At 53.6% G+C, this 19729-nt stretch carries 16 protein-coding genes; 5 read left to right on the forward strand and 11 right to left on the reverse strand.

The genetic code is table 11. The features are described 5' to 3' along the window. Nucleotide 1 precedes the first annotated feature (1 nt). From recJ to Q0835_RS24600, 5 genes are all read right to left on the reverse strand, one after another. Entirely contained in the window at nucleotides 2-1819 is a 1818-nt protein-coding gene (recJ, locus tag Q0835_RS24580; RefSeq protein WP_298965218.1) for a single-stranded-DNA-specific exonuclease RecJ, read from the reverse strand. Between the two features lie 11 nt (nucleotides 1820-1830). After that, nucleotides 1831-2826: a class II fructose-bisphosphatase gene (glpX, locus tag Q0835_RS24585; protein ID WP_298820816.1), complete on the reverse strand. Its 996-nt coding sequence runs from the start codon at nucleotides 2824-2826 to the stop codon at nucleotides 1831-1833. 51 nt (nucleotides 2827-2877) lie between these two features. Beyond that, the gene (locus Q0835_RS24590; RefSeq protein WP_298820818.1) at nucleotides 2878-4200 is read right to left on the reverse strand and encodes a homoserine dehydrogenase; all 1323 of its coding nucleotides are present in this window, start codon (nucleotides 4198-4200) and stop codon (nucleotides 2878-2880) included. Between the two features lie 23 nt (nucleotides 4201-4223). Next, on the reverse strand, nucleotides 4224-5441 hold the full coding sequence (locus Q0835_RS24595; RefSeq protein ID WP_298965220.1) for an LL-diaminopimelate aminotransferase: 1218 nt from the start codon (nucleotides 5439-5441) through the stop codon (nucleotides 4224-4226). Between the two features lie 382 nt (nucleotides 5442-5823). Continuing rightward, nucleotides 5824-6072, reverse strand: coding sequence for a hypothetical protein (locus tag Q0835_RS24600; protein ID WP_298820822.1), 249 nt, complete (start codon nucleotides 6070-6072; stop codon nucleotides 5824-5826). Between the two features lie 333 nt (nucleotides 6073-6405). Here Q0835_RS24600 and phaC point away from each other — a divergent pair, with 333 nt between their 5' ends. Then, nucleotides 6406-8211, forward strand: a complete 1806-nt coding sequence (phaC, locus tag Q0835_RS24605; protein WP_298965222.1) for a class I poly(R)-hydroxyalkanoic acid synthase — start codon at nucleotides 6406-6408, stop codon at nucleotides 8209-8211. Between the two features lie 28 nt (nucleotides 8212-8239). On the opposite strand, the gene Q0835_RS24610 is transcribed toward phaC, so the two are convergent. Further along, on the reverse strand, nucleotides 8240-10564 hold the full coding sequence (locus Q0835_RS24610) for an EAL domain-containing protein (RefSeq protein WP_298965225.1): 2325 nt from the start codon (nucleotides 10562-10564) through the stop codon (nucleotides 8240-8242). A 314-nt stretch (nucleotides 10565-10878) separates the two neighbouring features. On the opposite strand from Q0835_RS24610, the gene Q0835_RS24615 reads away from it, so the two are divergent. Beyond that, entirely contained in the window at nucleotides 10879-11475 is a 597-nt protein-coding gene (locus Q0835_RS24615) for a DUF6653 family protein (protein ID WP_298965228.1), read from the forward strand. 43 nt (nucleotides 11476-11518) lie between these two features. On the opposite strand, the gene speB is transcribed toward Q0835_RS24615, so the two are convergent. After that, nucleotides 11519-12475, reverse strand: a complete 957-nt coding sequence (speB, locus tag Q0835_RS24620; protein ID WP_298965231.1) for an agmatinase — start codon at nucleotides 12473-12475, stop codon at nucleotides 11519-11521. 390 nt (nucleotides 12476-12865) lie between these two features. On the opposite strand from speB, the gene Q0835_RS24625 reads away from it, so the two are divergent. Together Q0835_RS24625 and guaD are read left to right on the forward strand one after the other, a co-directional pair. After that, nucleotides 12866-13801 carry a hypothetical protein gene (locus Q0835_RS24625; RefSeq protein WP_298965234.1) on the forward strand — a complete coding sequence of 312 codons (936 nt, stop codon included), beginning with the start codon at nucleotides 12866-12868 and terminating at the stop codon, nucleotides 13799-13801. A 153-nt stretch (nucleotides 13802-13954) separates the two neighbouring features. Continuing rightward, nucleotides 13955-15259, forward strand: coding sequence for a guanine deaminase (guaD, locus tag Q0835_RS24630; RefSeq protein WP_298965236.1), 1305 nt, complete (start codon nucleotides 13955-13957; stop codon nucleotides 15257-15259). Nucleotides 15260-15282: 23 nt separating this feature from the next. On the opposite strand, the gene Q0835_RS24635 is transcribed toward guaD, so the two are convergent. Continuing rightward, entirely contained in the window at nucleotides 15283-16524 is a 1242-nt protein-coding gene (locus Q0835_RS24635) for an MFS transporter (RefSeq protein ID WP_298965239.1), read from the reverse strand. Between the two features lie 69 nt (nucleotides 16525-16593). On the opposite strand from Q0835_RS24635, the gene Q0835_RS24640 reads away from it, so the two are divergent. Beyond that, the gene (locus tag Q0835_RS24640; protein WP_298820841.1) at nucleotides 16594-17046 is read left to right on the forward strand and encodes a helix-turn-helix domain-containing protein; all 453 of its coding nucleotides are present in this window, start codon (nucleotides 16594-16596) and stop codon (nucleotides 17044-17046) included. Here the strand turns inward: Q0835_RS24640 and Q0835_RS24645 are convergent. The 3 genes from Q0835_RS24645 to rplM all read right to left on the reverse strand — a co-directional run bounded on the left by Q0835_RS24645 (nucleotide 17035) and on the right by rplM (nucleotide 19572). Next, nucleotides 17035-18432, reverse strand: coding sequence for an MATE family efflux transporter (locus tag Q0835_RS24645; RefSeq protein WP_298965242.1), 1398 nt, complete (start codon nucleotides 18430-18432; stop codon nucleotides 17035-17037). The genes Q0835_RS24640 and Q0835_RS24645 overlap by 12 nt on opposite strands. 193 nt (nucleotides 18433-18625) lie before the next feature. After that, on the reverse strand, nucleotides 18626-19102 hold the full coding sequence (gene rpsI / locus Q0835_RS24650; protein ID WP_298820845.1) for a 30S ribosomal protein S9: 477 nt from the start codon (nucleotides 19100-19102) through the stop codon (nucleotides 18626-18628). 2 nt (nucleotides 19103-19104) lie between these two features. Continuing rightward, nucleotides 19105-19572: a 50S ribosomal protein L13 gene (rplM, locus tag Q0835_RS24655; protein ID WP_298820847.1), complete on the reverse strand. Its 468-nt coding sequence runs from the start codon at nucleotides 19570-19572 to the stop codon at nucleotides 19105-19107. Nucleotides 19573-19729 lie beyond the last annotated feature (157 nt).

The raw sequence follows: 19729 nt of genomic DNA on the forward strand, positions 1-19729 counted from the left end.
ATCAAACGCGGGTCTTCTGCGGATCGGCCACGTCCAAGATACGAAGTTGAACCTTGGGTGTGCCTTGCCATGTATCGATTGAGAGCGAGCCGGCGACATGCAAGTTTCGGCCTCGATTTTCAAGCAACATACGACCGTGCGGCTTGTCTTCTGCCTTGAAACAAATGGCTTTCAACGCGGTCCCGTCACCTGAGGCAAGCGTCGCGCGTACGTGACCATTGCCAACAACGTCAGCAAAAGAAACCCGGTGTGCCGGAAACGCGAATACCGGCTCTGAATGTCCAGCGCCGTATGGGCCGGCCCGCTCGAGAAGTTCCAGCAGGTCGAGCGTTGCACCGGTCGCGGTCAAAGCCGCATCGACCTTCAAACTGCGATGCGCTGTTGCAGCCTCAACGTCCGATTTCAATTCGTCATTGAAGAATGCTTCCAACTCGGCCGCATTCTCACGACGGACCGTCAATCCGGCAGCCATGGCGTGCCCGCCTCCCTTTTCAAGCAACCCGTCTTCAACGGCCTTGCGGACGGTTTTGCCCAAATCAACGCCCGGTATCGAGCGGCCGGAGCCCGTTCCTTTGCCAGTCTCGTCATAGGCAACAGCAAAGGCTGGACGTCGGTGACTTTCTTTCAGGCGCGATGCAATCAGGCCAACGATACCAGGATGCCAGTCTTCAGAACCGGTCAGGAGAACCGCCGGGTCGCGTTCTTCCATCGCCAAAACGGCCTCCGCTCCGGCCTGTTCCAGCATTACCGCTTCCATCGCCTGTCGTTCCGTATTGAGCTGATCGAGCCGTTCAGCAATCGCACGAGCTTCCATTGGATCTTCGGTTGTCAATAACCTCGCCCCAAGCGCGGCATCGCCGATGCGTCCGCCGGCATTGATGCGTGGACCAATCAAAAAACCCAGGTGATATGGAGCGGGTTTGCCGCTGACGCGTGCGGTATCCGACAGAGCAGTCAAACCGTAGTTGCGCCTTTGATGCATCACAGCCAACCCGCGTGTGACATAGGCACGGTTCAAGCCAACGAGCGGCACCACGTCACACACCGTGCCAAGCGCAACAAGATCCAACAATGCCATGAGGTCAGGCTCTTTGCGCCCCTGAAAGGCACCGCGCTGTCTCATCTCCCTATTCAGGCCAACCAGAAAAAGAAACGTTACGCCAACAGCTGCAAGATGTCCTTGATTTGACAGGTCATCCTGTCGATTGGGATTAACTAGCGCAGCCACGGGCGGCAACGTCTCACCGACCTGGTGGTGATCGATCACAACAACATCAAGGTCGAGATTTTCCGCAGTTTCAAAAGCTTCGAACGACGTGCTGCCGCAATCTAGCGTGACCAGCAGTTCGGCCCCATCTGCGCGCAGCGCCTCAATGGCAGGCCCATTCGGTCCATACCCTTCAATAATCCGGTCGGGAATATGAATGACGGGTTCGAGGCCAAGCCACTGCAGATATTTTGCGAACACTGCAGACGAAGTCGCACCGTCAACATCATAGTCGCCAAATATCGCTATTTTCTTGCCTGCGCTCACCGCATCGGCAACTCTGTGCACGGCAGCGTCAAGATCAACCAGCGTCGACGGGTCTGGCATCAGTGTTTTGAGCGAAGGTTCGAGAAACTGGCTCGCGTCTGCCGGCTCGACGTCCCTCGCCGCCATCACTCTTGCCAAAACATCGGGCAATCCATGCAGCTGGGATATGGCCATGGCGGAACGGGCCTGGGCAGAACTTAGCCGTTCCCGCCAGGCGTTGTCATTTGCGGATTTGGCGACCCCAAGTACAAGCCGCCGTTCCTCATCTCCGGTCAACCCGATCATTCAGTCCCGGCTCAATCCAAATGGAATTTTTCAAGATCCGTGTGCTGGGCCTTAATGTAGCGAACGGTGCCTGTGGACGAGCGCATGACCACGGTATGTGTGGTGATATGGTTTCGGCCAAAACGAACACCTTGAAGGAAATTTCCGTCAGTTACGCCAGTCGCCGCAAACAACACGTCTGGCCCCGCCATTTCCTCAAGCGTGTATTTCTTCTTGATGTCTTCAATACCCATACGGTGCGCACGTTCAACCTGTTCATCACGCGTGATGACGAGCCGGGATTGCATCTGGCCGCCGATACAGCGAAGCGCAGCGGCTGCCAGAACACCCTCTGGCGCTCCTCCGATCCCAGCGTAAATGTCGATGCCGGTTTCATCAGAGTCAGTTGTATGAATGACCCCTGCGACATCGCCATCGCCGATAAGACGTATGGCAGCACCAGTGGCGCGTATTTCCTCAATCAGCCTGGCATGACGCGGGCGGTCAAGAACACAGGCCGTGATCTCTTCTATCTTGACGCCTTTTTCTTTCGCGACGGCCGCCAAGTTCTCGGCAATCGGCGCATCAAGATCGATCAGACCTTTGGGATACCCGGGACCGATCGCGATCTTGTCCATATAGCTGTCAGGTGCATTGAGGAGATCATTTTCAGGTGCCAAGGCAATGACGGCCAGTGAGTTTGGCAGGTTTTTGGCACAAATCGTCGTGCCTTCCAAAGGGTCCAGCGCGATATCGACTTTCGGCCCCTGCTTGGTTCCGACATTTTCTCCGATATACAGCATGGGAGCTTCGTCTCGCTCGCCCTCGCCAATAACCACCGTACCGTCGATCGGGAGCCGGTTGAGTTCCCGGCGCATTGCGTCCACTGCTGCCTGGTCAGCCGCCATCTCATCGCCATGACCTCGTAGACGCGCAGCCGAAACAGCCGCTCTTTCACTGACACGCGCCAGTTCCAACGTCAGAATTCGGTCAAGTCCACTTGCCGGCTGATTTTCAGTTTCGGACATCAACATCTCCAGTCTCTTTGCCCGCAAGACACCTGCGCGGGAACACACACATCAGTTCAGGTTTTCGATCCGAATCATTTGCGGTTGTTCGGCCACAACCCCTTTCGACATGATCACCTCCAGAGCCTCCTTGATGGCGACTTCTGTGGTTTCATAAGTGATCAGTATGACAGGTTGAGGCGCGTCTTCGTCGTATTTTCCAGGCGCCTCGCTGCCGGCGTGCCGTTTCTGAACGATCGATTCCAGAGAAATGCCGGCATTGCCCATACAATGAGCGATTTCAGCGAAGGCTCCGGGCCGGTCATAGACCGAAAGCCGAATGTAGTATCCGCCTTCATGCAAACGCATCCGTGCCCGCTGATAGTCTTTGAGATCCACAGCCGGCATGCCAAGCACCGGTGTCCGGTCACCCCGGGCAACATCCGCCACATCCGCAACGACGGCCGACGCGGTCGCGTCGCCGCCAGCGCCCGGACCAGCCAGCACAATTTCTCCGACAAAGTCTCCATCAACCGCGACGGCGTTCAAAACACCATCGACCTGCGCAATGGCCGAGTTTTTCGGAACCATTGTCGGATGCACACGTTGCTCTATGCCTGTTTCGGTCTGTTGGGCAACGCCGAGCAGCTTGATGCGGTAACCTAACTCATCCGCCGCCTGTATATCTTCCGTCGTGATGGACGTGATGCCTTCCAGATAGATATCATCACTGGCAATCCTGGTACCGAATGCAAGGCTGGTCAAAATGGCGAGCTTGTGGGCAGTGTCGTTGCCTTCGATGTCGAAAGTCGGATCAGCTTCGGCGTATCCGAGCCGCTGAGCGTCAGACAGGCAATCTTCAAAGCTGATGCCATCGGCTTCCATCCGTGTCAGAATGTAGTTGCACGTGCCGTTCAAAATTCCATAGACGCGGCTTATGCCATTGCCTGACATCGATTCCCGCAAAGTCTTGACGATCGGAATCCCACCGGCGACAGCCGCCTCATAGTTAAGACAAGCGCTATTGGCCTCTGCAATCTCGGCAAGAGCTACACCATGACGGGCCAGCAAGGCCTTGTTGGCCGTCACGACATGAATGCCACGCGCGAGGGCAGCCCGGACACTGTCCTCCGCCGGACCGCTGTCTCCGCCAATCAATTCGACAAAGATATCGATATCGCCTTGTTCGGCCATTTCGACGGGATCGGTAAACCACTCGAATCCGGAAACATCGAAACCGCGATCCTTGTTACGGTCGCGGGCGCTAACAGCGGTTACGGAAACCGCGCGCCCCGTTTTGCGGGCAATTTGCCCCCCGTGTTTTGCCAAGAGGCGCAAGACTGACGCACCTACCGTGCCCAGACCAGCGACGCCGACTTTCAATGTTTCAGACATATGAGAAATGGATCCAGTTCCGTTTAACCAGAGGTATCGAGCGGGATGACGTTGTGAAGCTTTTGCTCCGCGGTTTCAAGGAAGCGGCGGACATTTCTCGCGGCCTGACGAAGTCTCTGCTCGTTTTCCACCAGACCGATGCGAACATAGTCGTCGCCATGTTCTCCAAATCCGATTCCCGGTGCGACTGCGACCTCTGCGCGTTCCAGCAGAAGCTTCGAGAACTCCAGACTGCCGAGCGACCGGAAACTGGCCGGGATCGGTGCCCAGCAAAACATGCTTGCTTCCGGTGCCGGAATGTCCCAGCCAGCTCTGCCAAAGCTTTCCACGACCACGTCACGCCGACGCTTATAGGTCTCCCGCGTTTCCCTTATGCAGTCCTCCGGACCGTTAAGGGCAGCAGCTGCGGCGACCTGAATTGGAGTGAAAGCACCATAATCGAGGTAGGACTTTACCCTCGATAAAGCACCGACTAGCCTTTCATTGCCGACAGCAAAACCCATGCGCCATCCCGGCATTGAAAAGGTCTTGGACAGCGAGGTGAATTCAACAGTGACATCCATCGCACCGGGCACCTGAAGTACCGAAGGTGGTGGCGTGTCGCCAAAGTAGATTTCCGAATAGGCCAGATCTGAAAGAATGAAGATATTGTGCTTGCGCGCAAATGCGACCACATCCCGATAGAAGTCAAGATCAGCGCAAAATGCAGTCGGGTTGGCCGGATAGCATAGGATGATCGCAATTGGCTTCGGAACCGAATGAATGACCGCCCTTTCGAGGGCTTCAAAGAACGAAGGGCCTGGCTCGGCTGGAATGTTGCGGATGGAGGCTCCTGCCATCAGGAAGCCGAACGTGTGAATCGGGTAACTGGGATTGGGGCTCAGGATCACATCGCCAGGAGCGGAAATGGCTTGAGCCATATTGGCAAAGCCTTCCTTGGAGCCAAGCGTCGCAATCACCTGGGTGTCGGGATCGAGCTTCACACCAAAACGGCGCTCATAATAAGCGGCTTGCGCCTTACGCAATCCGTTGATGCCTTTGGAAGCTGAATATCGGTGTGTCCGAGGATCCTGGACAACTTCCGTCAGCTTGTCGACGATGTGTTGCGGTGTCGCCAGATCCGGATTGCCCATGCCAAGATCAATAATGTCCGCTCCCGCCCCGCGCGCCTTTGCTTTCAGACGGTTGACTTGCTCGAACACATACGGCGGCAGCCGTTTGATCTTGTGGAATTCCTCCATGGCGCGGTTCCTTGCGAGATATCATTACTGTCGACGCCAATGCGGGAGGCCTGACGCGGACGCGGCGGGGGTCTTTTAGCAGGCCGGATCAGATTGCGCACCCGTCTTTGCGTCCCAAATCATCTAAAATTTGGATGGAATTTGGCTGCACGAGGTCTCTGAAAAATATGAACCGATTTAATTCAAAGGCGTGCTGATAGCATGACTGGAACCAACCACTTGGTAAAGCCTATCATCGCGATACCTTCTTTTAAAATGCTGGCAATTTAGAGCGATTTTTTGGTACGCCGTCATGCGTGAAAGAAACTCGCTTGCACTTTCGGCCGAGAAACGTCCTTTCGTGACGTGATCAAGGCAAATGCAACACCGCAGATGTGCGGTCTCATTCGCCTGCAAGCGATTCCAGATAAGCTTCCGTCTGCTTTCGATCTTCGGGATTGATCAATCCTCTTGGCTCACCTGCATTGACAATGGCGCCATAGCCTTTGGGGGCGGGTACATTGGTATTCCGCGGACCGGGATCGGTTTTAAGCGCGTCAACCAATGGCGTTCCGGGCCCGACTGCGCATGAGGCAAGCGCCAGCAGCAACGTCAATGCCAGTACGTTTGCGCATCTGTTTCGCATTTTCACCTAGCCCTTTCCGGGTGTGCGCTCCGCCGAACATGCGGCCGTCGCAATGTCCTATTAATTGATCCTGCTTTCAGGCGATTCCACAAGAGAAGGCAACCGTTTTCAGTCTGAATGCGATTTCAATGGCTCATCCAGGCCAGTGAGCCTGCCAACAACTGCTGTTTGGTCCCCGCTTTTATCCAATCGACGGAAACACACCCTTGTGTCATAGATACCTGATAGTTCAAAATACCAGCAAGATTATAACAAGATAACGCATTTGAGCGCGCACGGTCTCGAGAGCCAGGATTGGAGACCGGATGAGGCGCGAAAAACCGGAGGGAACCTCTGCCAATGGCTGACGATCGCCAGCACCCGATGTTGCAATACATAATCAACAATCCTGAAGCTTTTGCCCAAAACCTGGCAAAAACACTGGAACAGGCCGGCAAAGCTCTCGCCGCCTATATCGAGCCTCGGGAACAGGGCAAGATTAAAAACGAGTCGACCGATGAGTTGACTGGTGTCGTCAAAACTTTGGCCCAGGTGGGCGAATACTGGACATCCGATCCGCAGCGCGCATTCGAGGCGCAATCGCGCCTCTGGAGCGGTTACATCGACCTCTGGAATTCATCGCTGAAGAGGATGATGGGAGAAGCCTCGGAACCGGCAGTCGAAACACCGCCGCGAGACAAGCGTTTTGCCGATCCTGATTGGGAAAACAATCAGTTTTTCGATTTCATCAAGCAGCTCTATCTGATCACGAGCAAATGGGCCGAGGACATGGTCCATGACGCCCATGGGCTTGATGAACACACGCGCCACAAGGCAGAATTCTACGTTACCCAAATCGCAAACGCCGTTTCGCCGTCAAACTTCGTCTTGACCAATCCCGAGTTGCTGCGCCTGACAATGGAGAGCAACGGCGAAAACCTGGTCAAAGGCATGCAGCACCTGGTTGAGGACCTGAAGACCGGTGAAGGCGAACTGAAGATCAGGCAAACAGACCCCTCGAAATTCAAACTCGGTGATAATCTGGGCAACACGCCCGGCAAAGTGATTTCCCAAAATGACGTCTGTCAGGTCGTTCAGTACACGTCGACCACAACCGAGGTCCTCAAGCGCCCTCTCCTGATTGTTCCGCCCTGGATCAACAAGTTCTATATCCTCGATCTCAATCCAGAAAAATCCTTCATCAAATGGGCTGTCGACCAGGGACATACGGTGTTCGTCATTTCCTGGGTGAACCCTGACGAGCGTCAGGCTCAGAAGAGTTTTGAGCACTATATGAAGGAAGGCATTCTCAACACGCTCGACGTCATCAAGAAAGCCACACGCCAATCGGAAGTAAACTCAATCGGATATTGTGTTGGCGGAACGTTGCTGGCCGTCACACTCGCCTATATGGCCCGTACCGGCGATAATCGCATCAAGACCTCGACTTTTTTCACGACCCAGGTCGATTTCACCTTTGCCGGTGATCTGAAAGTTTTTGTCGACGAAGAACAGATTTCCATTTTGGAAAAGCGCATGGAGGAACACGGGTATCTGGACGGCTCCAAAATGTCCTCGGCCTTCAACATGCTGCGGTCAAATGACCTTATCTGGTCCTATGTGGTCAATAACTATCTGAAGGGAAAAGAGCCATTCCCGTTTGACCTGCTCTACTGGAATTCAGATTCCACCCGTATGCCGGCTGCCAATCATTCGTTCTACCTGCGCAATTGCTATCTCGACAACAAACTCTCCAAGGGCGAAATGGAAATTGCCGGAGAGACGTTGGATCTGCAGGATGTCAAGATCCCAATTTTCAATCTGGCAACGCGAGAAGATCACATCGCCCCTCCCAAGTCCGTCTTTGTGGGGTCTGGGTGTTTCGGCGGACCAGTTGAATACGTCCTTGCCGGGTCAGGGCATATTGCCGGGGTGGTCAATCCGCCCGCCAAGAAAAAGTACCAGTATTGGACCGGAAGAGAACCCCGGGGCACGCTTGAAAACTGGCTGAAAAAAGCCAAGGAACATCCTGGCTCCTGGTGGCCCTACTGGGATCAATGGATCCGCTCAAACGATGATACTTTGGCGAAGGCTCGCAAACCAGGTGCCAATCGCACCAAGATCCTGGAAGAGGCGCCGGGTTCCTATGTGATGACAAAGGTTTAGGACCCTAACAAACGCTCAAATCTGTTACTCATCGACCCGAACGGGCATCGAGCGAAACTAAGGTCATCGCCAGCAGTTTGCCGAGCTTGTCCGCACGCATCGGACGGCCGAAATGGTACCCTTGGACGATTTCACACCGGCAGCTTGCGAGAAACGCCTGCTGCTTTGCCGTCTCTACGCCCTCGGCAACCACGCAAAGCCCCAGCTCCCGCCCGAGCGAAATAATCGCGCGTGCAATACTGCGGTCGCTTTCATCGAAGTCGAGATCCCGGATGAAACTCTGATCGATTTTGAGCCTCGTCAGCGGGAAACTCTTCAATGATGCCAGACTGGAATAGCCTGTGCCAAAATCGTCAATAGCCAGGTTCAATCCGATGTGCCGAAAACTCTCCATCAACTGCACAGCCTGCTCGGCATTCTGAATCAACAGGCTTTCGGTCAATTCGAGTTCCAGAAACTGTGCTGGCAGGCCAGTATCTGCAAGAACTGCCGAGACATCTGAGATGAGACCCGTCTCCCGGAATTGCCTTGCGGATACGTTAACGCCAACAGAGATAGGTGCGAGGCCCTTGTCCTGCCATTCCTTGTTCTGGCGGCAAGCTTCATGCATTACCCACCGGCCGAGCGGCACGATCAGACCACTGTCCTCTGCAAGAGTAATGAACTCTGCCGGCATTAAGCGGCCCAGCGCGGTATGCTGCCAACGAACGAGAGCTTCCGCGCCAACGATACGTCCGCTTTCCAGATTGTATTGCGGCTGGTATTCGAGGAAAAATTCACCGTTTTCAATTCCGGTGCGCATCTCTTCAAGCAAGGTCAAACGGTTCAGCGACTTTTCTGGACGTGTCTGTTCAAATACCTTGAATCCATCCCGCCCCGACGACTTGGCCTCAAACATAGCCTTGTCTGCGTTCCGCAACAGTTCGGCGGCATCTGCAGCGTCCTCAGGATAGCAAGCAGCCCCGATGCTGCAGGTAATATGGAAGGAAAGATCTCCAATACGAATTGTTTTGATAATCTCATCACGCAATCGGCTCATGAAACTGGCCAGTTCACCCTTTTGCGCTGCATCGCGATCCAAAATCAAAACGAACTCGTCGCCGCCGAAACGGATGGCTTCATGCTCGTGACCGTGCAAAGACATGATACGCTCGGCGACAATCATCAGCACCTGATCGCCAATGGCGTGTCCGAAACTGTCATTCACGATCTTAAAATTATCCAGGTCGACAAAAACAACTGCAACTGGACCGCCGGTTTCGTGGCAGGTAGCAATTTTCTGTTCAAGCTTGGCCTTGAATTCATGCCGGTTGGGAAGGCCTGTCAGAACATCATGATTTGCAAGATAGCGAATCCGGCTTTCGGCCTTGTCCCTTTCAACGGCGATGGAAGCCAGGCGCGCAGCTTCCCGTGCCAGGTTCTGTTCATAGTCACTGGGTGCCCGCACCTCATTTGAATAGAGGCCGAATGTACCGAGGAGCTTCGTGTCCTGCCCGAAAAATGGCATCGACCAGCAGGAACGCATATCAAACTGTGACACGATCTCGATGAAGTCTTCCCAAAGGGGATCGTTCAATATGTCTTTAACAATAACGCACTCTTGTCGAAAAGCCGCTGTCCCGCACGAACCGGCCTTTGGCCCGATAGGAACACCATTGGCAGCTTCGAGGTAAGCCTTTGGCAAAGAAGGTCCAGCACTGCTGAGCAAGTGTTGACCACTCTCGTCAAGCAGCATCACCGACCCAACGATTCCTTCCGTCTGACTTTCTATTGCCAAGACCAGAGTATCCAGCACATCGCTCAACGGCGCTCCGGTCGCTATTTTTTGAAGGACTTGATTTTGACCTTGCTGCAATAGTTCCGCATTTTTGCGCGCAGTAATGTCTCGGCAAATACCGACAATGCCGACGGTTGCCCCTTCCCCATCGATCACGGGAAACTTGGAAGACGAAAACCACTTTCGTCTGCCGTTCGGTAGGATGAGGAGTTCTTCGAAATCGTATTTCGCCTCTTGAGACGACATGATTTCATCTTCGGCAGAAAGAAAGGCATTGCCTATGGATTGGGAATGGAGATCCAGATCCGTTTTACCAATGAGGTCCGAACTGGCCTCGCAACCGATGTCGAGAGCGATCTGACGGTTAGCCATGACAAAACGGCTGTGGCGGTCCTTTACGAAAATATAGTCGGCAACCCGGTTCACGAGCGTAGTCAGCCAGGCCCCATTTGGCCGGAGCTCATCGTTTTTGCCGAGATGGCTGATCTTGTTGAGCCGGGCAAGCTCGGTTGCCAATGAGACGAGATCATCTGCATTCGCAACGTTCTCGACATGCTTGCTCTCAGGCAAGTCCATTCATTCACCCTGCCGGTTGCATCTGAACTGCAATCGATATTCGCTTAGCCGGAACTAAAAAACAATGAATACGAAACAAAACACAGCTTTACCCCCGTAAAACTGACAGTTATTTTGATAAATATATACCTGTTCTAGAAACGTTTAGGTTCCACGACTGCAAAACTAAAATTACTGTTATTTTTTACAATATATTTCCTTTGAATACCCTGAAAACTCGGAACTCCTCCTGGTCAGTTTTGAAGCGGATGTTATTTGCCTATCATGTCATATCCCGGCTATGATCACGCCAGCGGGACCAGCAAGTACCAGAGATGCAAACCACACAACGTCCAAGCCTTTCTATTGCCAATGAGCACATGACGCGCACACCGGTGCAGCCAACGCTGCAACTGCGTGCTCATGGAGCCATGGCAAGGCCGGCTTCTGCAATGGTCACCTATATCAAAATCGTTGCACCTTGTGCGCTCACCGCAGCCTTGTGGACGCATGTGTGGCTCGGCTCTTTTGGGTCTATTTTGATCGCGGTCGCCGTAATGGCAGGGTTTCTGGCTCTTTCACGTCTGTTCATTGCGGCCGGAAAGCGCAGTGGGTGGGCACGCCGGGTCAGCTTTGGAGAAAGGGTCTGGCTCAACCGAATGGTGGTTCCAATCCCACAAAATCTGAATTTCAGGATCACCACCCTTTACCTCGTGTTTTGGACCGGAACACTTGTGGCGATGACAGGCGGCTTCACAGCGTCCCTACTGCTCGCGCTTTCAGGCCTTACGGTCGCCTATGCCACACAGTTTGTTTGTTTCCGCAAGTTGATCCATCTTCACAGCATCATGCAGGACAAAACCGCCCTTTACCGGTTCTGGTCTATCGAAGCAGTGAACGACAATTCCAGGTCCGGACTGCAAAGCGCCTGAGATAGTCTCAGGTCTCTAATCCAGTCATAACGGTTAATCAGGTTTATTTGGCCTTCCGCTCTGCCAGGAGCCCGATATAGGTCAAGGCAACACTCGCACCTGCAATTGAGGTGATATCCGCATGGTCATACGCCGGTGCAACCTCCACCACATCGCCCCCAACAAAATTCAGTGTTCCGAGCTCACGTAAGATGGACAAAGCCTCTCGTGAGGAAAGTCCACCAGACACCGGTGTCCCCGTACCAGGTGCAAAAGCCGGATCCAGGCAGTCGATATCGAACGTCATGTATGCTGCTCCTCCCCCGACCCGATCCTTGATCCTCTCAACGACACCCTTGATACCCAGATCATCCATCTCGTGACCGTAGACAATCTCCAGGCCGCAAGTCTCGGGGGCGTGGGTACGTATACCAACTTGAATGGAACGCTCAGGATCAATCAGGCCTTCCCGCACCGCACGTCCTGTAAAGGTGCCGTGATCAATTCGGTCGCCTTCGTCTGACCAGGTGTCCTGATGCGCATCGAATTGAACGAGTGCAAGCGGTCCGTGCTTTGCCACATGCGCTTTCAAAAGCGAATAGGTGACAAAATGATCGCCTCCGATAGAAAACAGATGTGTGTCGCTCGATAGAATCTCGGACGCCTGTGCCTGGATATGCTCCGGAATGTCTGCATTTTTTCCATAGTCGAAAACGCAGTCGCCATAGTCTACGCAGGCGAGGTTTTCAAAGGGGTCCATTTGAAAGGGGTATTGAGGGTCGCCATCAAAAATTGCGGAGGCCCGGCGAACGCCCTGAGGGCCGAAACGCGCTCCGGGTCTGTTCGAAACCGAAGCATCAAAAGGAATTCCCCATACCGCCAGATCGACATCAGACAAATCCCTGCTGTATCGACGCCGCATGAACGACAGCGCACCGGCATAAGTCGGTTCGTGCGAGCCTCCTTTGACGTTCTTTCCCAAGAATGCGTTGTCGGTCGGGCGAGGCAAATCCGATGTCATGTCTTTATCCTGGGGCGTCGAGCGCGCTTTTGGAGGTGAGCCAGATCGTATTTCTGTCATAACCGTCTGATTGCGCATAGGATAAAATCGGTCGGTTCGAACTTCGGAATTTCACAGGCAGCGACAGCCTTTGGTCAAACCCGTTTACTGCATCTCCCATTTGTGGGGACATTCCATAGGTCTGCGAATTTCAGTGCCTAAAATGCGAATGGCCCTGATGAGGTCACCGACGACGCAAGCCAAATGATCCTCGCTCTCATCACGGCCAAGACTGGAGACCACTACACCTCCATCATCAACTTAAAGATGAGCATCGCATCCAAGTGTCTTCTGGATTGAAGTAACTCACACTTTACGTTACGTTATTTTTAATATTTTTGGAGGCGCAGGATGTCTGATACTCAGGAAACCTCGGCGCAAGCACCGGTCAAGGGAAAGAAGAAGTCCAATCGGGAAAGTCGTTCCGGGTCGGTAAGTCCGGTCACAATGATGACCGTCTATCTGTGTGCTGCGATCGGAGGAACCATCACGGCCATTGCCGATATCGTACAGAAGGAACAAGCTTCAGCGGTTCTCAAGATGACTTCCGTTTCGGCCCGTCATCTCGATCTGGCAGTTCCCCCGCTCTATGTCTTTGCAATTGTTGTCGTTCTTGGCGTTTTGCTGTGCTTCGTTTTCCAGCCAAACAACCGAAGGGCAGGATTTGCCGTTGGGGCCGGCGTCATTGCCTCGATCATGACTGTTACGCCTTATCAACCTCTCAAATCGGGCTTGCCCACAACTCCCGACAGCAGTCAAGAGAACAGTCTCATTTTGCCCTCCGGCAATGCCATCCAATTGGCCTCTTCGGATGTTGGAGGACTAATGATCGCAATGGAAATTGTCGACCTTGCGATTGTTCCTGTTAAGAACGATCTGGCGATCCCGGTTGAGGTCAAAGTCTCGTTTTTCGATCGCAACACCCGCCGACCCTACGAACAGATGCAGGCTATTGCCGCGGGGCAAACAGCGATATTCGAGTTTTCTGCGAAGGCTTCGCAGGGCCAAATCAATGGAGAGTTTTTCATCCAAGTCGGCGGAGAGCGATCAAGCTACGTAGGCGTGAATGGCAGCGGCCCCTTCCGATCAAACACTCAGTTGCTGACAAAGGCCGTCCCGTCATTTGCGCAATCTCAGATCAACAAAGAAGCGCTCAACTCATATTCGACGACGACAACCCGTGCTCCACGCACCGCGAGCGACAGCGAAGTACGCCAAATCTACAACAAGCCGACAGGTTTTTTTAACAGCCTGCAGCAAAAGTTGCTGACACCAAAAAAGTGGTGACATTGCCAACCGCCTGACCACACTGATGTTGGGCTGTTCGCGCTGATCTCAGTGATCGCCTTCAGTTATCGTTGTTCCAGTTCGGTCACACGACTAAACTCGTGTGTTGGCGAATCCATTTCCAATCCTTATCGGGACAAGGCCCTCATTTATTTGGCTGATCAAAGCATCAAAATCCTGCGCGGCAGGCTGCTCACTTTCCAGGCGTCTCCTCAGGGAGCGGAAGACATCAACTCCTATTCCTATGAACCGGATGGTGCGTTGCTGATTTCGGACGGCAAAATCCTGGAACGCGGCACGTACTCGGAAGTTTTCTCAAATGCACCGGACGATACGCAAGTTGTGGATCACCGGCCGCACCTGATTGTCCCTGGGTTCATCGACACGCATATCCACTTTCCTCAAGCTCAGGTAATCGCCTCCTGGGCGGATCAGCTTCTCGACTGGCTCAACGACTACACGTTTCCAGCGGAAATTCGCTTTGCGAACAAGGACCATGGCACGCGGATCGCCGGCGAGTTCTACAACGCGCTCCTTGCCAACGGCACGACGACAGCCGTTGCCTATTGCTCCAGTCATCCAAATTCGGTCGATGCCTATTTCGAGGAGGCAGAAGCACGCGGCATGCTAATGCTTGGCGGTAAGACCATGATGGACCGGAATGCGCCACCCGAACTGTGTGATACGGCGCAAAGCTCTTATGACGACAGCAAAGCCCTTCTTTCAAAGTGGCATGGACGCGGCAGAGCTCATTACGTCATCACTCCTCGATTTGCCATCACCTCTACATCGGAACAGCTGGAAGCAGCCGGAACACTTTTGAAAGAACACCCAGAGTGCCATTTGCAGACGCATATCAACGAGAACCACAATGAAATTGCCTATACGCAGGAGCTCTATCCAGATGCGGCTCATTATCTCGGCGTCTATGAGAGCTTCGGTCTGCTCGGCGCCAAAACACTGCTCGGTCACTGCATCCACATGACAGGTCACGAACTCCAGGTGATGCGGGAAACCAGATCGATTGCGGTCTTTTGTCCAACCTCAAACCTTTTTCTGGGTAGCGGCCTTTTTGACAAGTCAGGTATGGAAAGTGCTGGCATCAGGACGGCAATCGCAACCGATGTCGGTGGCGGTACGAACTATTCAATGCTTCGGACACTGGACGAGGGCTACAAAGTTCTACAACTTCAACGCCAACGCATGCATCCGCTCACCAGTTTCTATTGGATGACACTGGGAAATGCCGAAGCTCTTTCTCTGTCCGACAAGATCGGAACACTGGAACCAGGAACGGATGCAGACGTCGTGGTGTTGAATGCCCATGCTACTCCTCCGATGGCTTTGCGCATGGAAACCGTCGAAACACTTTCAGAAGAACTGTTCGTGCTGCAGACTTTGGGCGATGATCGCTCCATTGTTGAGACATACGTCTCCGGGTCGCCATCTAAGACATGAGGTCAGCCGGTCTGTCATCCGACCTATTGCCGGTCTGGCTGGGGCCGCAAAGATATCCGAAGCGCGATTGCCTGAAATACAAGGATGCAGAGAGCTGTGAAAGCAAATGCAAAGAGCGCTATCGACGACAATAAGAAGACCAGTCCGAACCCGAACCCTTGAAGCAGCGGTGTCAGTAACAAAGGTGATATGACTTGGCCCAAGAACATAGCAGTCGTAACCATTCCTGAAACTCTGCCACGCTTGCTTTGGGGCGCAACATTTAATGCGACCAGAAAGAGAGCCGGTTGTACCAGCGCGTAGCCTGCGCCAATCTGCACAGCTCCACCCAGAACCGTTGGCCAGCTTGCATCCAGGGAAAGTGTCGCAAATCCTGTGCCCATGAGAGCAAAGCCGATCGAAAATGTTGCGCACAGCCCCATGACACCGCAAATACGCTTGAACACGACGGCCACACAGCCGCCTGTCAACGTCAGTGCGCCTAAACCATAAGCCGTACCAGATGCTCCATCCAATCCGTTCTCAGTTAGAAAGAATGGCAGCTGACTTGGCATCAAAAAGAAAAGCATCACTGTTGCCATTGTGAGTATCGACAAGGCTGATGCACGCAAGAACCAGTTTCCTTCAGTCGTTGCATTTTGACCTTCGACCGGAAGTTCCCGATTAGCCGCATCCAGTCTTTCCCGATGCAGCAAAGGCAACAGAAGCGGCAAGAGCAAAAACGGCAAAGCATAGATCAAGAATGGCCAGCGAGGCGAATAACCTGCCAGGAAACCAGCGAACCCAATGTACAAAAAACCGCTGAAATTAATGGCCGCTGTTTGCAAGCCCATGAATGCGCTGCGGCGATTGCCTTCAAAAAGATCGCCAACCAGGGCAATTTGAGCCGTCATGGTCAAGGCAACGGCAACCCCAAGAATAAGTCGGCTGACCAGAACGGACGTCAGATCGGGCAGATAAGCGCCCGCACTGCCGCTCAACGCAAACAGCACGACACCTGCAACCAGAATGGGCGCACGACCAAACCGGTCCGCGACCACCCCGGCAATTGGTGCAATCAGAACCACCGTTAGTGATGGTGCTGCCACAAGAAAGCGCGTGAGATAGGCGGCTTGGGCATTGTCGGAAAAAAAATCCTCAAGTCCGGGCAATGCTGGACTGATGGTCGCGTTTGCCATGATTTTGAGGGTCGCTACCAAAAGCAAAGCGATCGTGGTTTTTTGCAACCAGAGAGGAGGAAGTGAGGTTTGCGCATTCGTGGGCACGTTCGTTGTCCTTGAACTTCTATCGGAATTGCGCAACCCTACAAGCTCAAGTCGACTTGAGGTCAAGAGATGAAATTATTGGATATTTCTGAAATATCGAAGTCTACGGGCATCGCTGCGTCTGCCCTTCGCCACTATGAAGACAAAGGCCTGATCACCTCCATCGGGCGCAGAGGCATGAAGCGTCTTTTCACGCCGGAAGTCATTGATCAGCTTGCACTGATCAACCTTGGCAAAGCCGGCGGATTTTCACTCGACGAGATAAAAGCAATGTTTGGCCCGGATGGCCGCCCTGCGCTTTCCCGTCAAAAACTTCACGTGCGCGTGGATGAACTGGACCGGCAGATCCAGCGACTGAGCTCATTGCGCGACATGATCCGTCACGTCGCCGAGTGCCCTGCCCCGTCCCATATGGAGTGCCCCAATTTTCAGAAGCTGCTGCGTATCAGCAGCAAAAAGTCACATGGAACGTCACCTATGACACCAGCCTGGTCACGCTCCAAGTCATCTTCACCTTCGTGAAAAGAACAATACAACTTGCCGGGCCTGGCGTTGAAACAGTCCTGGACCGCTGACTTCCTCCTGTCGGATTTCCACGTTGCGGATCACATGGCGCACAAGGATCAATGAGGCTATCCCGAAGACGATCCCTCCAGCGGCCTGACCGATCAACACACCGGGTGCCCCGAAAAGAGCGCCCCCGATCCAAACGAACGGGATTGTTCCAAGCGTGTGCCTGCCCCAGTTCATCCAGGTGGAGTAAAAAGGCTTGCCAAGGTTGTTAAAAAACGCGTTGGACACAAAGAGCGCTCCGTTGAAAAAGAACGCGAGCGCGAGCGGACCACAAAACAAATAGATCAATGTGAGTGCCAAACCGCTGGCGTCAAACAAATGGGCAATCGGACCGCGCAGAAAATAGAGCGCAAGAGCTGCCGTCCCGACAACGATAGCGGTAAACAACAGCGATTCTCTCAGAGCACCACGAACCCGGTCATACTTCGCAGCACCGTAGTTCTGACCGACAATCGGCCCGATTGCCCCGGATAAGGCAAATATTGTCGCAAAGGCAAGCGGTGACATGCGGGCCACCACGGCCATGCCGGCAACGGCCTCCTCCCCGAATTCGGCCATGGATCGGGTAACCCAGGCTTGTCCAACGGGTGTCGCGAGTTGAGTTAGGATGGCTGGAAAGGCGATCGCTGAAATGGGAGGAAGATCGATTAGCAGCTTTTTCGGATTGGGCAGGCTCAATCCGCCGTGGTAGCGGATTATCGGTGCAACCGCGAAAAAGGCAATTGCAACGCGAGATGCCGCACTTGCAAGTGCGGCGCCGGTCAATTCGAGATCCAATCCGAAAATCAAAATAGGATCTAGAACGGCGTTGACCAGGCCGCCGGCAATCGTCGACATCATCGCTCTTTTGGCATCGCCATGGGCTCGCAAGATTGCGCCGCCCGCCATGCCCAGAAGAAGCAAGGGCAATGTGGGCACAATGATCGCAAGGTAATGAACGGCAAGCTCGTGAGTTTGTTCACGTGCGCCGATAAGCGACACGAGTTCGTCCAACAAAAACCAGACAGCGACAGCAAACACGCTGCAGAAGATTACGCCAACCGTCAAAGCGTTGGCCGCCTGTTGACGTGCCTGCTCTCTGTCTCCGGCTCCCAGTGCCCTGGCAACGAGCGCACCAGCGGCAATGGCGACGCCTATGTTGAACGATGTGGTGAAAAAGAGAATAGCCCCGGCATACCCGACTGCGGCCGCCAATTCGGCTTTGCCAAGCATTGAGATGAAAATCATGTCGACAAAATCGACCGCAAAAATCGCCATGAGGCCGACCGAAGAGGTCAAAGACATCACCGTGATGTGGCGGAATAAGCTTCCGGTGAGAAATTTGGCCTGGTTCATGACGCCTTAGGACGGTTCGGTCGCAAAACCCGATGGGTGTCGGATGTCATTTGCCAAATACAAGGTCGATCCGAATTGCCCATTAAACAGGAAAAGACAAAAGGGCCTAAGCCCAAAGTCGCAGAAACAAAAAAGCCTGCCGGAGGAAGCCGGCAGGCTTTGAAGATATTTGGTGCAACAGTCTTTTGAGCGATTAACGCTTGGAGAACTGGAACGACCGGCGCGCTTTGCGCTTACCGAACTTCTTACGTTCAACAACACGGCTGTCACGCGTAAGGAAGCCGTTTTTCTTCAAAACACCGCGAAGTTCCGGCTCGTAATGGGTCAAGGCCTTGGACAGACCATGACGCACAGCACCAGCCTGACCGGAAAGTCCACCGCCAGTAACAGTCGCGATGACGTCATACTGGCCGGCACGGTCCGTCAACATGACCGGCTGCTGAAGGATCATCTGAAGAACAGGGCGAGCAAAATACTCAGTGTAGTCCTTCTTGTTGATCACAATCTTGCCAGTACCTGGCTTGATCCAGACGCGCGCGATTGCGTCTTTACGCTTGCCGGTCGCATATGCACGGCCTTGTGCGTCCAATTTCTGAACATGGACCGGTGCTTCAGGGGCTGCGGTTTCGACCGCGCCGCCCAATTCTTCCAGGGATTGCAGCTCAGCCATCGTTAAGCCCTCTTGCCGTCATTCTTTGCATTAAGGCCCTTAACGTCGACGAGTTCCGGCGACTGAGCTTCGTGCGGGTGGTTCGGACCAGCATAAACCTTGAGGTTCTTCAGCTGCTTGTTGGACAAAGGACCGCCTGGCATCATGCGCTGGACAGCTTTTTCCAGAACGCGCTCAGGGAAACGGCCTTCCAGGATCGCACGAGCTGTACGTTCCTTGATGCCACCCGGGTGGCCAGTGTGCCAGTAGTATTTCTTGTTGTCGTACTTACGGCCTGTGAGCACCACCTTGTCAGCATTGATGACGATGATGTTGTCACCGGTGTCAATGTGAGGTGTAAAGGTCGGCAGATGCTTGCCGCGCAGGTGGTTGGCGATGTAGGCAGCCAAACGGCCGACGACCATGCCTTCTGCGTCAATCAAGATCCACTTTTTCTCGACCTCAGCCGGCTTGGCAGAGTAGGTCTTCATGGGTTTGATCCATAATTGGTCGGTTAAAGAAAAGGTCCGCGCGACTTAAGAGAAAGCCTGCGAACGGACCTTGAATTCGTTCGAGTGCGCTTATACGCCGACAGACTATTACCGTCAATTACAAAAAATGAACATTCTTTGAATTTTTCTCATATTT

The sequence above is a fragment of the uncultured Roseibium sp. genome (assembly GCF_947499295.1).
GTDB lineage: Bacteria > Pseudomonadota > Alphaproteobacteria > Rhizobiales > Stappiaceae > Roseibium.

Excerpts from the sequence above, each read along its gene's own strand:
- recJ (WP_298965218.1), bottom strand. The coding sequence starts at position 1,819 with ATGATCGGGTTGACCGGAGATGAGGAACGGCGGCTTGTACTTGGGGTC.
- glpX (WP_298820816.1), bottom strand. The coding sequence starts at position 2,826 with ATGTCCGAAACTGAAAATCAGCCGGCAAGTGGACTTGACCGAATTCTG.
- Q0835_RS24590 (WP_298820818.1), bottom strand. The coding sequence starts at position 4,200 with ATGTCTGAAACATTGAAAGTCGGCGTCGCTGGTCTGGGCACGGTAGGT.
- Q0835_RS24595 (WP_298965220.1), bottom strand. The coding sequence starts at position 5,441 with ATGGAGGAATTCCACAAGATCAAACGGCTGCCGCCGTATGTGTTCGAG.
- phaC (WP_298965222.1), top strand. The coding sequence starts at position 6,406 with ATGGCTGACGATCGCCAGCACCCGATGTTGCAATACATAATCAACAAT.
- Q0835_RS24610 (WP_298965225.1), bottom strand. The coding sequence starts at position 10,564 with ATGGACTTGCCTGAGAGCAAGCATGTCGAGAACGTTGCGAATGCAGAT.
- Q0835_RS24615 (WP_298965228.1), top strand. The coding sequence starts at position 10,879 with ATGCAAACCACACAACGTCCAAGCCTTTCTATTGCCAATGAGCACATG.
- speB (WP_298965231.1), bottom strand. The coding sequence starts at position 12,475 with ATGACATCGGATTTGCCTCGCCCGACCGACAACGCATTCTTGGGAAAG.
- Q0835_RS24625 (WP_298965234.1), top strand. The coding sequence starts at position 12,866 with ATGTCTGATACTCAGGAAACCTCGGCGCAAGCACCGGTCAAGGGAAAG.
- Q0835_RS24640 (WP_298820841.1), top strand. The coding sequence starts at position 16,594 with ATGAAATTATTGGATATTTCTGAAATATCGAAGTCTACGGGCATCGCT.
- Q0835_RS24645 (WP_298965242.1), bottom strand. The coding sequence starts at position 18,432 with ATGAACCAGGCCAAATTTCTCACCGGAAGCTTATTCCGCCACATCACG.
- rpsI (WP_298820845.1), bottom strand. The coding sequence starts at position 19,102 with ATGGCTGAGCTGCAATCCCTGGAAGAATTGGGCGGCGCGGTCGAAACC.
- rplM (WP_298820847.1), bottom strand. The coding sequence starts at position 19,572 with ATGAAGACCTACTCTGCCAAGCCGGCTGAGGTCGAGAAAAAGTGGATC.